We start from the raw sequence: 14,263 nt of genomic DNA, 5'->3' as shown, positions 1-14,263 counted from the left end.
CTGCAAGCCCTAGTGAACTAGTAACTGATTAGCGACAGACTAGCTAGCGACTGGCCTAGCTATTGAATCTACTGATCAGAAAAGTATTTCTCGGCTTCTTGACTCATCGCTTGAGTAAACTTTTTCTCAACGCTCTTTTGAGCGATCTCTAAAATTTCGTCCATGGAAGTTTCCTGCAGAAACTTCGAGGCGGCTGCAACATGCTCGCGGTGAGGGCACTTCTCTCCCAAAATACAGCCGTTGACGCAAGCTTCAGCACAGTTTACGGTCATCGTACACCTCTCAATCCTTACTTCCCAGCTTAGCGATACCTGGCTTGGGATACCTCAGCGATCTCAACTTTTTGCTGCCTTTAGAGCTGCCTCAGAGCTACCTTAAACGTCTACTGAACTAGCGAAGCTGGGTTTGTGCCTGCTTCAGCATTGCGATCAGGGTGTGGTGAGCATCCTCAGCATCTTTGAGCACATGGTCAAAGTTAATGCGCAGGGGGACGACAGCGCCCTTGAGTTCAGTCATCAAGTTCATACCTTGAGCATCAATGGAAACCATTTCTGCAACTGTCACTTCTGGTGCCCCACCAAAGGTTTTGGCGTAAAGGGCGATGGCATCTGTATGGTCCTGATTCATGTGCGCGCAGATGCGTTGACTAATTTCAGTTGAAAAAGGTTCAGACATAGCCTAATTGATTGGAAAAGGTTGGGAGATCACAAAAGCTTCGGGAAGCCAGTTTGCAGGCTGCAAAATTAGTGTATCAGTGTGCAGTGAAAACCTAAAACCACTCCCCACACGGGCCTAACTCAACTGAAATTCCTCAAAGACCGGTTGGCCATAGAGCATCTGTCGATCAACGGCTGAGAGAACTTTGTTGTTGGCCCGTTCTGAGGTGAGGCACTGGCAAACTAACTGGGCGACATCGGCCCGGTAAATGCTGCCTGCCACCGCAGGATCTTCGGTCAACAAACCGTTGCCGGTAGCAGGTCCTGATTGCAGACCACCAGGGCGGATGATGGTATAAACCAAGCCACTAGCAATCAAATGGTTTTCTGCTTTTTCCTTTTCTGCCAATACAGTGGCTAAGGTTTCTAAAACATGAGGCGCGATCGCAATGGCGCTATTGCCAGCGCCAATTGAAGAAATCAAGATGAATCTTTTGGCACCGACTTTGCGGGCCGCATCGATCAGATTCCTGTTGCCCAAATAATCTGCTCGCTTCCCATCTTGGGGCAAACCGCCAATCGTACTGATCACGGTTTCGATAGGGGTATCACCCAGCATTGCTTGCTCGACCGCAGGCACATCAAGTGCATCACCGATCGCAACCGTTATGCCCAAAGCTTCCAGCTGAGTACGAGCTGCCTCGTGGCGCAGAAGCGCTTTGACCCCGTATTGCTGCTGGCTCAAACAGCGAGCAATCTCTAGGCCAACGCCTCGGCTCGCCCCGGCTAGAAAAATGTAAGGAGCACCCATAATTCTCAAAACCCTTCGACGCAAGAGAGTTGCTCCAGCGATTGTAAGCTTCTAGCTCTCGCGGCGCACCTGACTTAAAACAGTTGCGCCCAAGACTAAGCCAGCCCCCAGTAGCCCACGCACTCCCAAACTCTCGCCGAGCAACCAAAAGGAGAACACAGCCGCAAATACCGGCTCTAGGGCGTAAATCAATGCTGTTTCTGAGGCTGAGAGCCAACGTTGAGCCACGGCCTGCACCCAGGTAGCGATGGCAGTAGCAATCAGTCCCAGGTAGAGCACCGCAGTGAAGTTGGCCCTTACGGCAGGCCATTGCTCTAGCAGCGCTGGGGCTGACCAGCCTAGACCTAATAGGGCGACTACAGCGAGTTGAACCGCACTCAGGCTGAGTGGTGCATGCTGCGGTGTTACTGCTTCCAGCAGGAGGATGTAGAGCGCGTAGCTCAGGGCACAGCCGAGCATCCAGAAATCACCCACCACCCAGCTTCCCCCCTCCCAAGACATAATGCCAATCCCAGTAAGAGCCAGCCCTGCTGCTACGAGAGCTACATGGGGCAGACGTCGGCCCAGCAGTGGTTCCAACAAAGGCACCAGAATGACGTTCAGAGCGGTGATAAAGGCTGCCCGGTTAGCTGAGGTGGTTTCGAGACCAAGCACCTGGGTCGCAAACGCAGCAAAGAGTAGCAGCCCCAGCAAGAGGCCATCTCGCAGCAGGGTTATATTCAGACGCACGAATGGTGCCAAAGCTAAGGCCGCAATCACAAAGCGGCTGCCAATTAGAACCGCAGGGGAAAGACTTTCAACTGCACCTTTCAGCAGGGGAAACGTGGTTCCCCAGACCACTGTGATCGCAACCAGTAGGGCAACACCCTGAGTACGCAGAGCCTTCTGAGATAGACGCACCATGATGGATCTCGGAGTAGGGACAACAAGGCTCAGACCAGAGCGGCAAGCACCTTAGCGTACTAATATGCCTGTCGCATTATCCCGGTAGACCAATATACTCGGGCCAGGATACTTAGGCCGCGATACTTAAGTCACGATAGTTAGGCCCACACATTCAACGGATTGCGTAAGCTAAAAACATGCTGAACTTCTCTGTCTGGGATTCGCTGCTCCGGCAATACGTGGATGATCAGGGCCGGGTAGATTATGGGGCCTGGCAAAATGAGCAGCCGGACGCTTTGACACCATGGCTGGCGGAGTTGGCCAGCTTCGACCTACAGACTCAACCAGATACCGATTTCCAGTTGGCTTTCTGGGTGAATGCCTACAATGCTTGCGCAATTTCCGATGTCTTAAGCCGTTATCCGATTGATTCAATTCGGCCAAGGATTTTAGGTGTTCCCAATTGGCCTGCTTTTTTATGGTTTTTTCTGAAGCCTACTTATGTTGTAGCTAAGAGACGGTTGAGTTTAAATCAGATTGAACATAATATTCTGCGTCGTGATTTTGCTGAACCTCGGATTCATTTTGCTCTGGTTTGTGCATCGGTTGGTTGTCCATTATTAAGGGCTGGTGCTTACTGGCCAGAGCAGGTCCGGCAGCAACTAGAGGAAGATGCGAGCCGCTTTATTAATAATCCTGAGAAAGTTCACTACGAACCTGAAACCAATACACTGCATTGCAGCCAAATTTTAAAATGGTACCGGGATGACTTTTGCCGGGTCGCACCTTCTGCACCAGACTACATTCGCCGCTATCTCAAAACAGATTTTTCGACTGAGCCTTTGCCGCAGATTCGCTACCTGCCTTATGATTGGAGCCTCAATCAGCGGAAGTCTTGATAGAAGCGTTTGAGGTAGGCTGCATCCACGCCAAACCCCCAGAGAAAGCCGATCATCAAGTGGAGTGCAGTTGCTTTCCAAGGCCCCCAACGAGCAATACGACGATCAGAGGTTAATACTGTTCGATTGATTAAGCGAATCCGGCCCCGCTGGACTAATTTAATGCATAAATCAGCTTCTTCCATAATGGGCAGAGTCGGATCAAAACCACCACAGGCCTGAAAGTCTTCACGACGGCAGAACATTACCTGATCGCCAAACAACAACCGTAATCCCTTAAAAAATAGATGGGGTCGAAATAGTAGTGGTGCGTAGAAAGTTTTGAGATAGTTATGTAGTGAAACACCCCAATGAGTATGGGTTGAACCTGCAATCAAGGTGATGAAGCCACCGCAGGAAACAGTCGGATTGGCAAGTGCTTGTCGGATCACAGCGATCAGATCACTAGGCACGACAGTATCTGCATGTAGAAAGCAGAGAATGTCGCCACTAGCCGCTTGGGCCCCTTGATTCATTTGAACTGAACGTCCCTGTTTGCAGGAGTAGAGCACTTTAACGCCCAAGCTCTCAGCAATCGCTACAGTCTCATCTTCACTGCCTCCGTCTACCACAAGTACCTCCCAAGCGGGAGGATCTAGAATGCTAAGTTGACGTAAGGTTTGTCCCAAACAGGCTGCTTCATTCAGAGCCGGAATCACAATGGACACTTGTTGAACTTCAGGCATGGGGGCTGGCTAACTAGGGCATAGGGCTTCTATGGCTTCAAAGATAGACCAACCCTTTGTTCTACGACTGCTTGAGGATACCGGCTTCTGAAGCTAAGCCCTAAAGCCTGGTTGCGTAGACGTTGTAGTAAACGGTATCTTTCAGCTCTGGCTGCTGTTCAGCGGTCACTGTAAAACCCTGTTGTTTGAGCATGGTTTCAATGCTCACAACTCTGTTTTCAAGATCCTGAACTTCGAGCACAAGCTGTTGGATTTTAGGCCAGTCACGCGGCTGAATGCCCAGCAGAATATCTAATTCACTTCTTTCAGCATCAATTTTGAGCAAATTAATTTGGCTGATGTTCTGATCTTGAATGACTTCAGAGAGCGTTTTGAGTTGACAAGTTATAGTCTGCTGCTCTGACAGCAGGCGCTTGGCTAGCCGCGTGGCAATAAGCCGCCGGAGCCAGGGCAACAGGCTGCCCGAGTTGCCGGCATAGGTGCGCAGTGACTCTGTAACTTCCTCTGGATCAGGATAGAGCGTAGACCAACCACTGCATTTCTGGTAATAGGTTAGACTTGCTGCTCCAGAGCTTTGAGACAAGCCGAGATTCAAGAGCGTAGCGTTGGAAAAATGCAGGAAACTATTGCGCTGCAATGCCTTGAATACGGCTGGGATGGGCTCGAAACAGTAAAGATTTAACTCTGGAGACGCTTGACTCAGTAACAGTGAGAATAGGCCGATATTGGCACCCACATCGAACACACAGTCTCCAGGCTTGACCGTGATGCCATGACGCAAATAAACCTGCTGCTCAAAAATCTCGCGGTAAAGAAAATTCAGCTCCAATTGATTTAGATAAGCAACTTTTAAGCCATTGGGAAGTCTGGCTTCTGCAATACCCATGCCTGTTCTGCCTGCTCTACTTAGCAAACGCTGAACCCAGTTTCACTGTTTGGAACATTGCCCCTCAGAATCAGGGCAACTAGACGAGACACAGCGAAAGCCTGCAAAAATTTGCCTAACCCAAGGGTGATACCAGTTACGGAATGAGGCCCGGACCAAGGGCCGAGCCGTAGCCCAAGATCCGCCGCGTAATACGCGATGCTGTCCATCAAAGTAAGCAGCTGAGTAGCCAGCGTAGGGATAGGGCCGGAAACCAGGATAGGGGGTGAAGGTGCTCGCGGTCCATTCCCAAACCGCACCGATATCCTGTAAGCCAGTCCGCGCGGCTTGCTCCCACTCTGCTTCAGTCGGTAAGCGTTTGCCCACCCAGCGAGCATAGGCTTCTGCCTCATAGGCGCTGACATGGCAGAGGGGTGCCTCTAATTTCTGCTCAGACCAGCACAGCGGCGCCTGAATGCTGTGTGCTTCCCGCCAGGCCCAGCCATCCTCGGACCATAGCCAAGGCTGCTGGTATCCCCCGGCCTTAATGAAGCAAGCATATTGTTCAACGCTCACAGGTGCCGCGTCAATCCAGAACTCTTTGACGGACACCGGGTGAATAGGATGCTCGTTGTCGTAAGCTCTAGGACCTTCATCGCCCATTTCTAGGGTCCCAGCAGGGATGTGTAGGGGTGCGGCAGGCGCACTTGGGGACACAAACTGAGGCCCTAGCCCTCGCTGACCCATCAAGCGCTGCACAATCACAACCGTTTCGCTGTGCTGGTATTCGTGCTGCAAAACCTGGTAAAACACCTGGGCTCGGCGCAACAACCAGTGCTCAGGATCGAAGTTAGTGCTGTGCAATAACTGCAAGCTAGCCTCTTGCACTCGGCTGAGATAGTCCAGAATGTCTGAGCGGGGCGGCAAATAGATTCGCTCATGCTTGACTGATTGCACCGCCGAAAAGATTGGTTCGTACTCCTGAACCAATGCTGTTTCGCCCTGGCATTGCCCTAGCAGCCAAAAAGCTTCGGTATAACCAATGTGGCCTAGATGCCAACCCACGGGACTGAAATCTGGGTGAAATTGTCTGCAAAAATCTTGCTCATCAATAGCGTCAAACAGGCTTAAAGTATGGACTCGGGTCTGGGTTAGCTCTGCCTGAATTGCCGCTTTCAGATGCGATTGCTGGGCTGAGAGTGGCGGAGCATTAGGGCTCAGGGTGTGATTCATCAGCGGGGGTATAACTTGATAGAGATTAAGCAAGCATGAGCATTAAGTCACGCCTGCCTTACTTAAAAAATTCTACTGTAAACCCTAATTTTGTACTGACTATCGCTTCATAATCAGAATCTTCTATATCAAAGAAAACTCTGCAATCCCCCTAGGATTACTGGGTTTTCTAGAAGGCAAAACTGGCGATATGGGAACTTAAGCTCTCTGCTCCATTGGTATTGAACTCAGACTACCTAAAAACATTGGATGAAAAGCTTAGAAATAGATGAGAAATTAGCTCAAACCTCTAATTTAATTTTCTTATGGGTGAAACAGCTCAGGGGCTGGTCCACCGCCCCTGAGTTGTAAAGTTTTTAGCTAACCCGTAGCTGAAGCACCTAAATCAGAGTGCTTCAAACTGAAATTGACCTGAGCGATTAACACTCAACAAATGATGGTCTGGGCAAGGGGACCAAGCTTGCTCTGGAGACAGAGGTTCTGAGGCAATCAATGCCGCTTCTCCCTGCTGCCAATACAGGGAGGGACTGCTGGCCTGATGGTTGGTCCGAACCCCTGCCACCTGGTTGCCATCAGTGACCAGCAAGTTGAGAGCCAGACCTACCGAATCTCCTGCCCAAGCCACTAGCTGCTGTACCGTTTTATCCAGGGCTTCGACCAAACTCAGTTGCGACTGTTGCCAATAATTCAAAAACAGCGCAAAGATATGTTCTGAATCGCTGGTGCCTTGAATGGCTTGGTAGTATTCGTCGCTCAGACTGTCACGGATAGGCCGCATTAATGTCTTGCGAAAGTTGGTAATGTAGCCATTGTGAGTAAACAGCAGATTGTCATAGCGAAACGGCTGGCAATTGCTCTGGTCAACAGCGATGCCCGTGGTAGCACTGCGCACGTTGGCCAAGATACAGCTAGACTCCAGGTAAGTTCCTAGATTGGGGAAGTTGATGTCATTCCACATGGGTATGATGTTGGTGTAGACACAGGGAGGTATTTGCCGTTGAGGGTGATACCAGCCCACACCAAAACCATCTGCATTGACCACAGCATTGGCCATTTCTTGCGGTTTGTAGCTCTGAACCAATAGCGAATGCTCCGGCTCCAACAAAAGTTTTCCCAGCGAAACCGCGGGCCCTAGATAGGCAGTCAGACGACACATAAAAAGCCTAAAAAATAAATTGGACAGCCGAGCAAACTGAAGACTATCAAAAGTCAATGGCGGCTCAATGGTTGAGACTGCCCCAGTACCAATTCAGGTTCAGGCGCTTGGTAAGCATAGACATCTTGGCCGCGACCCAGTGCAAACCGGAGCGAATGGCGCAGATCCTTGCCCGCCTGAGTCATGAAGATCAGCAGAGCTGCCCCCGCTAGGGTCGCTGCCAAAGCGAACATGGCTCGGAAGCTGGCCTGCGCGGCCACGGTCCCCAACAAGGGTCCAGCGAGCGCAATGCCTAAGTCAAAGCCACCAATACACAAACTGAACAGCCGCGCCCGCTCCAAAGGACTAGCCCGGTCAGCGACTAGAGCGCTCATAGTCGGCAACAGGATACCTGCCCCTAACCCTTCCACAGTCCCCGCGATTAGAAAAGCCTCGGCACTGTTAGCCAGTGAGAGCAGCAGCATAGACAGGGCATAACACACCAAACTGAGGCTGATAAACAGCCCACGCCCATGACGGTCGGAGGCTCGACCCGTGATAAAACGCACTACAAAGCTACCAATGGCGATAGCTGTGTAGAACAGCCCTGCATTCAAACTCACTTGTTCCTGCTCAATAAACAGCGGGACATAGGTGCTCAGGGCTCCAAAAACAAGCCCAACCATGAGCATGACCAGAGCGGGAATCCGAACGCGAGGACTAGTCAGCAACCGCCAAAACTGTTTGCTTGAGGTTGCGGCTGAATCTAAAGCGATGCTAGGCGCTAGAGGTTGCTCCTCAACCTGCCAGGTACATACTAGCCCTACCAAGCCCAAACCTGCCGACAGCAGAAACAGTGGTGTGTAGCCTGTCCAGGCTTCCAAAAATCCACCCAACGCTGGACCAATAGCCATGCCTAAAGGATTGACTAAGCTCATATAGCCGATCAATTCACCTCGGTTGCGCTCCGGTGAGAGGTCCACCACCAGCGCGCTGTAGCCGGTTGTGAAAGCGGCAATGCTAATGCCATGTAGGGCACGGCTCAACCCCATCAATGGCATCGTCTTGACCACGATGTAGCACAGGGGCGCGATGGTGGCCGCTAGCAGTCCCAGGAGCAGAGCCAGTTTGCGACTGCGCTGATCGGCCAACCGGCCCACCCAGGCGCGGCAGAGCAGGACGCCGACTGCAAAAGCCCCCATAACTAGACCAATTTGCTGCTCAGAACCACCTAAATCCCGAAGGTAAAGCGGCAAGACCGGCAGTAGCGAAGCTAGGCTAGACCAGAACAATAAACCTGCAGTAAACAGAACTCCCAGGTTCCGACGCTGGCGACGATCGAGCGTAGTGAAAATATTCAAGAGCGAGCCAAGCCTCTGGTGAGCAATAAACTTCCCCCTGTAGATCTTAGTATTTGTACTTACTGCTGTCCTGACCTGTTCGGGGGACTTTAGGAATTAGCGGCGGCGTAGACAAGTGTTGAGGTTCCTGGCCCGTTGTGCGCCACCAAAATGAGTTCGCGATGCCCGACCTAAGCGCGTGAGATCTTGCTGTAGGACTCTGAGGTCAGCATTGTTGAAATAGGAGCCGTAAAGCTGGCGGATGGCCCAGCAATCAGCCTCCTGCTCAGTGGCGCGTGGATAGGCACGACCACGTCCGACTGTGTGACCTAGGACATGGTGAGCACACTCGTGGGCGTAAAAAAATAGCCGCGTACGATAGCGAATGTTTGCTGCCACAGCGCGGTTATAACGAATTTCTGGGTAACCAGTCGCTGGGTTGCGAACGGCGACGGCTAAATCGTTGAGTGAGGGATCTTCAAGGGTTGCTACTGGCACAGTCCCAACCTTACAGCCTTCAAAAGCAACGGACTGAGCCTGCCCTGGTTGAGCTCCTAATAAGGGCAAAAGCACTAGCGTGGTGCTGAGTGCAAGCCAAATGCTCAATCGGTATTTTGATTGATGGTGCAACCGCTTCTGGTGCAACCAAGCAACCTTACTCAATGTTGTTGGCATGCCAATCTGCCCATGATCAGGATTAAACCAGTCTCAAATCGAGCCTCTACTACAACAAGCTACTCGACCCTTGCAAGCTTAGTCCATAAAGTTGGCTCCGGATGAGCTAAAGAAACTGGCCAGACAGGCTTGAACTTATCTCCTAACCAATTGAGGTTCACGCACCTGCTCTAGTGTGTGCAGCGTGTTAAGCGAGAGTAAACCAAAGCCAACTTTAGATGCGAGGTCGAGCGACGTGTAAAGCATGGTCTCAACCCCACCACTGATCAGGTTAAAGCCAGTGTTGCCCAGAATCCAAACTAGAGGATAGCCAGTCCAAAGCACAAGATGGACTGTGACCAACCGACGAAAGGCACCCGCCATTCCCGGCAGTTTCCGTTCAGCTTCTAAGCGATAGGGTTTAACCAGTAGATAAATAATCGCTAAGTAAGCGCCGCAGCTAACCAGGTACCAGATGTAATTAATCGGTTTTGGTGAAATAGTTGCCACAAAACCGGTCGCAATCATGTAAGCATTGGCACCCAGCAGGCTGCCTACAAGGGGCACGCTCGTGCGTCCCAGATAAGCAAGATCTAAAAGTAGCAATGGTGTTGATAAGAACCAGGTGACATAGCGAACCCAATAGGTTGTGCGATCTTGAATAACATTAACCCCCTGTCCTAGGGCCATCGCTAAATAGAGTGCAGAAGCGATGGCAGTGATGAAGAAGTTAAGAATAAAAATCGCCCTCCAAGATTCTTTCTTGGCGTTGTGGGCACCAACGCCAAAGAAGATGGATCCTGAGGCCATACCGATGACCCCTATCCAGAGCCAGAATTGTGTCACAGCAAATCTCCAGACGAATTAATTTGAGTTCGTAAGTTCTTGGATACGCAGATTTTTAAGCCCAAAGCAAGTTGGCACTTCGCGCTTAACAGAACTTTACAATGTACTTATGGTGTCTGGGATCTATCCGATGACCGAGTATGACTGACTTGATCCCTAAACTGGAATTCCATACAAAACACATCCCTTCCCCATCAAGTCGAGCTGAGTAGGAAAGGGATATATATGGAGGTTTTTGAGCGGCTTGTGTTGCTTGCTGAGAAGTTGCTGGCTGAGGAGTGATTCTAGTAAGTGATTTGCAGCGTGACGGCGGCTTGAACTTGCTGTTGACCACCTACGACAGGGGTTGGCGCCTTATCGGCGGCCTGACTCAGCTCAGCTCGGTTCATGAGGTAGGGGACTGGGGGCGACACGTTACCGCCATCGACTTGAATCGTTTGCACAACTTGTGCGGTATGACCGAGCGTAGCCAATACGGCGTTGGCTTGAGCGCGGGCATCTTCAACCGCTTCGCGTAGGGCCGTTGCTCGTGCCTCGCGAATGCCAGCTTCTGGTGCAACAAAGTTGACCGAGTCAATCCGGGTTGCCCCTGCAGATACTGCTCGGTCTAGCAATGGTCCAGCCTTTTCGACAGGCACTCGGAAGCTCACAGTGTTCTGACCGGTGTAACCCACTAGGCGCTGACGATTATTGGAATAGTCGTAGGTGGGAGACAGGTTGATGCCAGTGGTTTGTAACCGCTCCACTTGTTGTCCCTGCAGAAAGCGCACTACCGCAGCCGAACGCTCGGCAACCTGACGTTGCACTTCTTGTGCAGTTTGGCCTTGGATCTGAACGCCTAATTGAACTTCCGCCTTAGTGGTTTGGACTGGTTCTTCGCCTCGACCTGTGACGGTTATGATGCGTTGTTTGGGCGTTTCATCAGCAGCGAAGGCGGGTGCTGGCGGTAGCCAGTTGAGGCTAACCATAGCTAGCAAAATCGGTAAGCCCAGTAGCTTTGTTTTGGATGAGATGGGCTTTAGTAGAGCGCTCATGCAGTTCTTCCTCACGGTTAAGATAATCAGCTTCGGTTCTAGGGGTACTTTGGCACTTCTCTAGTGCCTATGTGCGCAGTGTTGCAGTTTCCGCAACCAAGAACAGGCAATCAGGGGTTTCCTGAAACCTGATAGGAGTGAGTGAAGTCTGAATATTAAGATGTAGCAGCAGGTTTTCTCTGTGACGTCACCCTTGCGAAACTTCGATCCACCTCCCGATCCTTTGCTAGGCACCCAGATTGCAGGCCGCTACGACTTGGTCCGATTGCTAGGCCAAGGCGGTATGGGGCGAGTCTACTTAGCCCAAGACAGCGTGCTCGGTGGCATGTTGGTTGCGCTCAAGACGCTGACTCAGACGCTGCCCGACGACTTAACGCGTCGTCGCTTTGAACGGGAAGCTCAAGCCTGTGCTTTGCTTAGTCAGCGCAGCCTCCACGTGGTGCGGGTGAGTGATTATGGCTTTACCGCCGATGGGCTACCCTTCTACGTGATGGAGTATCTAGAAGGCCGGACGCTGCGGGAAATCATGCAGCCAGGTCCTGTGGCCTTGCACCGCTTTTTGTCGTTGGTCCGACAGATTTGCTTGGGTCTGCGACAAGTGCATGAAGGGCTGGTAATTGAGGGGCGACATCAAAACCTGGTGCACCGCGACCTCAAACCCAGCAATATTTTGGTGCAAGAGGATGCCAGCATGGGCGAGCTGGTGAAGGTACTAGACTTTGGCATTGCCAAGTTTTTGGGCGAACAGGGAACGCTCTCAGTGCAAACGCAAGCTTTCATTGGCACCCTGGCATATGCCTCGCCAGAGCAGATGGAAGGTCGGGAATTGGATGCCCGCTCGGACATCTACAGCTTGGGTCTGATCATGTACGAGATGCTGTCTGGGACGCATCCACTCAGGAGCAACGCTACTTCAATCCCGAGCAACTCAGACTCTTTTGCCCATTGGTATCGAGTTCACAACCAGGAACAGCCCCGGTCCCTCAAGGCGATTGGTGGGACTGCCGCTTTGCCAGCGGCAGTCAATGACCTCGTCATGTCCTGTCTGGCGAAGCAACCAGCCGATCGTCCGCAGACAGTTGATGAACTCTTGAAGGCGTTAGGCCAAGTCAACCAATCTTCAAGTCCAGACCTGGGAGCAACCATTCGCGTGGGGTCAGCCCCGGCTGCCTCAGAGACAGCCTCAATCAGCAGAGCTGACACTGAGGTGGTCGCGCCAGCGAAGCTGAACGAGCCCCAGAAACCTAAGGCTAAAGCTAAAACTACAACCGAATCCGGAACCAAAACCTCGCTCACGCCTGCGCCTACTCAACCCCTCCGCCTCCCCGACCGTCGGCTGCTGTGGGGTGGGGTGGGGGTAGGTGTGTTAGTGCTGGGGTTTGGGCTTTTGAGTGCCTTCAATAGCAAGCCCAAAGCTCCCATTACAGCCACGGCCACGCCCGTGGCGACTGACACAGCCCAGGCTGCACCAAACGCTGATCTCCAGGCTAAATTCCGAGACAGCTTGATCAAGGCGGCTGAGGGTGACAACGCTGGAGCCAAAGCTGATTGCGAAGCCGTCACTGCTCAGGACCCAGAATCAGCTTTAGGGCAAACCTGTGCCAGCTTTCTAGCAGTGCAAGCCAAACAATGGCAAGCAGCGATCGACCGGGCCAATGCCGCTCTAAAGCTAGACCCCAAGCAAGCTGTTGCCTACAACAATCGAGGCTCTGCTTACTACTTTCAGGGCAAAATGGGACCTGCCCTTCAAGATCTAAATCGAGCAATTCAACTCAACCCCAGTTATGCAGCAGCCTACAACATTCGGGCTGCTGCTTTGCAATCGCAGAAGAAATCTAGAGAGGCGTTGCAATCTTGCCAAAAGGCGATTGAATTGAGCCCTCGCTATCTGGATGCTTACAATACTTGTGGCAATATCCAAGGGAGTTTGGGCGCCTGGAATGCGGCACTCGGACATTACAATCGAGCTATTGAATTGGGCAGCCAAGATCCGGTTGCGTTTGCCAATCGCGGTTTGATTTACAACAAGTTGGGTGATAACCAAAGCGCCCGTTCTGATTTGCAAAAAGCACTCGATTTGACCCCTGCTGATAACAGCGAACTGCGCAATCAGCTGACTTCGCTACTACAACGCCTGTGAGAACCGCGAAGAACAGCTGTAGCGTTTGACTGTAGTTGGGCCGAGCCGTCGCAACTGAATATCCTTTAATATTGGGATTCGTTAATCGAATGTTTATGCAAGGGTTCTGCTCAGCAATAGCTGAAAAAATGAGCGCGTTCCTGATCACATTTGCTCTAATTTTTTAGTCTCCCCTTTGATAGAGCCTCTTTAGATACGCTTTACTTCCCTAGATTGATTCTGCTGTTGCAGTAAATCTTTAGCTTGGTAGCGATATGCGCTGCTAAAAGTGACGCGCAATTTTCAGAAGCGCGTGTCTACCTTAGAGATTTTCTAAATCATTCAACTCAGAGAGGAAGTTCGACGATGAAAATTTATGGCTGGTCAAGATTGCTTGGGGCTAGTGTCCTTGCCTTAAGCTTGGGTGTTATGACTTCAACCCTGCCTGCTTCTGCTCAGTCTTCGGGCGGTACAGGTGGCACGGGTGGCACAGGCACGACCACTGCACCTGGTGGCACGGGTACCTCCGGTACTACCGCTCCGGGTGGTACTGGTGCAGGTACTGGCACCGGCGCTGGCACTGGCACGACTACCGCTCCCGGCGGCACTGGCACCACGACTGCACCGGGTGGTACGGGTAGCACGGGCACCACGGTTCCTGGTGGTACGGGTGCGGGCACTGGCGCGGATACCGGCACCGGTACTGGCAGCACAGGCACAGGCACAGGCACGACTTTCCCTGGTTCGACTGGGGCACCGGGCACAACTGGAACTGGCGCAGACACCACGACCGCTCCTGGCACCACAGGCACCACGACGGCTCCAGACACCACGGGTGGCACGACTGCTTCCCCTGATGCGGCGGATACCACTGCTAGCCCTGCCCCTGCGCCCACCACCGCGAACACTGAAGGCGACCGCGACTTCGATTGGGGTTGGCTAGGCTTGCTGGGTCTGTCCGGTTTGGCTGGTCTGCTCCGTCGTCCTGAGGAGCCAGCACGTTATCGCGATCCCAACGAAGTGAGCCGTACTGAGTCTCGCTACTAGGAGTCTCGCGACTC

General features: G+C 52.1%; 15 protein-coding genes. 3 read left to right on the top strand and 12 right to left on the bottom strand.

Annotated features, from left to right (window positions below; all coding sequences use genetic code 11):
- Positions 1 to 68: 68 nt before the first annotated feature.
- The 4 genes from H6F94_RS27345 to H6F94_RS27330 form a co-directional block, all read right to left on the bottom strand.
- Positions 69 to 272 carry a hypothetical protein gene (locus tag H6F94_RS27345; protein WP_190805426.1) on the bottom strand — a complete coding sequence of 68 codons (204 nt, stop codon included), beginning with the start codon at positions 270 to 272 and terminating at the stop codon, positions 69 to 71.
- Positions 273 to 390: 118 nt separating this feature from the next.
- Positions 391 to 675, bottom strand: coding sequence for a DUF2470 domain-containing protein (locus H6F94_RS27340; RefSeq protein WP_190805425.1), 285 nt, complete (start codon positions 673 to 675; stop codon positions 391 to 393).
- A 117-nt stretch (positions 676 to 792) separates the two neighbouring features.
- Positions 793 to 1,467, bottom strand: a complete 675-nt coding sequence (locus H6F94_RS27335) for an SDR family oxidoreductase (protein ID WP_190805424.1) — start codon at positions 1,465 to 1,467, stop codon at positions 793 to 795.
- A 51-nt stretch (positions 1,468 to 1,518) separates the two neighbouring features.
- Entirely contained in the window at positions 1,519 to 2,370 is an 852-nt protein-coding gene (locus H6F94_RS27330) for a DMT family transporter (protein ID WP_190805423.1), read from the bottom strand.
- A 179-nt stretch (positions 2,371 to 2,549) separates the two neighbouring features.
- Here H6F94_RS27330 and H6F94_RS27325 point away from each other — a divergent pair, with 179 nt between their 5' ends.
- The gene (locus tag H6F94_RS27325) at positions 2,550 to 3,251 is read left to right on the top strand and encodes a DUF547 domain-containing protein (RefSeq protein WP_190805422.1); all 702 of its coding nucleotides are present in this window, start codon (positions 2,550 to 2,552) and stop codon (positions 3,249 to 3,251) included.
- On the opposite strand, the gene H6F94_RS27320 is transcribed toward H6F94_RS27325, so the two are convergent.
- From H6F94_RS27320 to H6F94_RS27285, 8 genes are all read right to left on the bottom strand, one after another.
- Entirely contained in the window at positions 3,236 to 3,976 is a 741-nt protein-coding gene (locus H6F94_RS27320) for a TIGR04283 family arsenosugar biosynthesis glycosyltransferase (protein ID WP_190805421.1), read from the bottom strand. The two genes, H6F94_RS27325 and H6F94_RS27320, sit on opposite strands and share 16 nt — an antisense overlap.
- 100 nt (positions 3,977 to 4,076) lie before the next feature.
- Positions 4,077 to 4,862 carry an FkbM family methyltransferase gene (locus H6F94_RS27315; protein ID WP_190805420.1) on the bottom strand — a complete coding sequence of 262 codons (786 nt, stop codon included), beginning with the start codon at positions 4,860 to 4,862 and terminating at the stop codon, positions 4,077 to 4,079.
- 42 nt (positions 4,863 to 4,904) lie between these two features.
- The gene (locus tag H6F94_RS27310; protein WP_190805419.1) at positions 4,905 to 6,074 is read right to left on the bottom strand and encodes an SUMF1/EgtB/PvdO family nonheme iron enzyme; all 1,170 of its coding nucleotides are present in this window, start codon (positions 6,072 to 6,074) and stop codon (positions 4,905 to 4,907) included.
- A 385-nt stretch (positions 6,075 to 6,459) separates the two neighbouring features.
- Complete coding sequence (egtC, locus tag H6F94_RS27305) at positions 6,460 to 7,230, bottom strand: ergothioneine biosynthesis protein EgtC (protein WP_190805418.1); 771 nt, start codon at positions 7,228 to 7,230, stop codon at positions 6,460 to 6,462.
- A gap of 53 nt (positions 7,231 to 7,283) precedes the next feature.
- A complete protein-coding gene (locus tag H6F94_RS27300) occupies positions 7,284 to 8,570 on the bottom strand; it encodes an MFS transporter (protein ID WP_190805417.1) in 1,287 nt (428 codons plus the stop codon).
- Between the two features lie 96 nt (positions 8,571 to 8,666).
- The gene (locus H6F94_RS27295) at positions 8,667 to 9,224 is read right to left on the bottom strand and encodes a M48 family metalloprotease (RefSeq protein ID WP_190805416.1); all 558 of its coding nucleotides are present in this window, start codon (positions 9,222 to 9,224) and stop codon (positions 8,667 to 8,669) included.
- A 135-nt stretch (positions 9,225 to 9,359) separates the two neighbouring features.
- On the bottom strand, positions 9,360 to 10,049 hold the full coding sequence (locus H6F94_RS27290) for a bacteriorhodopsin (protein ID WP_190805415.1): 690 nt from the start codon (positions 10,047 to 10,049) through the stop codon (positions 9,360 to 9,362).
- A 284-nt stretch (positions 10,050 to 10,333) separates the two neighbouring features.
- A complete protein-coding gene (locus H6F94_RS27285; protein ID WP_190805414.1) occupies positions 10,334 to 11,083 on the bottom strand; it encodes an SIMPL domain-containing protein in 750 nt (249 codons plus the stop codon).
- A gap of 181 nt (positions 11,084 to 11,264) precedes the next feature.
- Between H6F94_RS27285 and H6F94_RS27280 the strand changes: the two genes are divergently transcribed.
- Both H6F94_RS27280 and H6F94_RS27275 read left to right on the top strand, forming a co-directional pair.
- Positions 11,265 to 13,223 (top strand): serine/threonine-protein kinase, encoded by a 1,959-nt coding sequence (locus tag H6F94_RS27280; protein WP_190805413.1) that lies wholly within the window; start codon positions 11,265 to 11,267, stop codon positions 13,221 to 13,223.
- A gap of 408 nt (positions 13,224 to 13,631) precedes the next feature.
- Positions 13,632 to 14,249 carry a WGxxGxxG-CTERM domain-containing protein gene (locus tag H6F94_RS27275; protein WP_199320677.1) on the top strand — a complete coding sequence of 206 codons (618 nt, stop codon included), beginning with the start codon at positions 13,632 to 13,634 and terminating at the stop codon, positions 14,247 to 14,249.
- Positions 14,250 to 14,263 lie beyond the last annotated feature (14 nt).

The sequence above is a fragment of the Leptolyngbya sp. FACHB-261 genome (genome assembly GCF_014696065.1).
Classification (GTDB): Bacteria; Cyanobacteriota; Cyanobacteriia; order FACHB-261; family FACHB-261; genus FACHB-261.
Note: the sequence above shows the minus strand (reverse complement) of the source record. Positions and strands in the feature narration are given on the sequence as shown.

Coding starts and splice junctions, on each gene's coding strand:
- H6F94_RS27325 (WP_190805422.1), top strand. CDS start 2,550: ATGCTGAACTTCTCTGTCTGGGATTCGCTGCTCCGGCAATACGTGGAT.
- H6F94_RS27330 (WP_190805423.1), bottom strand. CDS start 2,370: ATGGTGCGTCTATCTCAGAAGGCTCTGCGTACTCAGGGTGTTGCCCTA.
- egtC (WP_190805418.1), bottom strand. CDS start 7,230: ATGTGTCGTCTGACTGCCTATCTAGGGCCCGCGGTTTCGCTGGGAAAA.
- H6F94_RS27310 (WP_190805419.1), bottom strand. CDS start 6,074: ATGAATCACACCCTGAGCCCTAATGCTCCGCCACTCTCAGCCCAGCAA.
- H6F94_RS27340 (WP_190805425.1), bottom strand. CDS start 675: ATGTCTGAACCTTTTTCAACTGAAATTAGTCAACGCATCTGCGCGCAC.
- H6F94_RS27295 (WP_190805416.1), bottom strand. CDS start 9,224: ATGCCAACAACATTGAGTAAGGTTGCTTGGTTGCACCAGAAGCGGTTG.
- H6F94_RS27315 (WP_190805420.1), bottom strand. CDS start 4,862: ATGGGTATTGCAGAAGCCAGACTTCCCAATGGCTTAAAAGTTGCTTAT.
- H6F94_RS27320 (WP_190805421.1), bottom strand. CDS start 3,976: ATGCCTGAAGTTCAACAAGTGTCCATTGTGATTCCGGCTCTGAATGAA.
- H6F94_RS27335 (WP_190805424.1), bottom strand. CDS start 1,467: ATGGGTGCTCCTTACATTTTTCTAGCCGGGGCGAGCCGAGGCGTTGGC.
- H6F94_RS27345 (WP_190805426.1), bottom strand. CDS start 272: ATGACCGTAAACTGTGCTGAAGCTTGCGTCAACGGCTGTATTTTGGGA.
- H6F94_RS27285 (WP_190805414.1), bottom strand. CDS start 11,083: ATGAGCGCTCTACTAAAGCCCATCTCATCCAAAACAAAGCTACTGGGC.
- H6F94_RS27275 (WP_199320677.1), top strand. CDS start 13,632: ATGACTTCAACCCTGCCTGCTTCTGCTCAGTCTTCGGGCGGTACAGGT.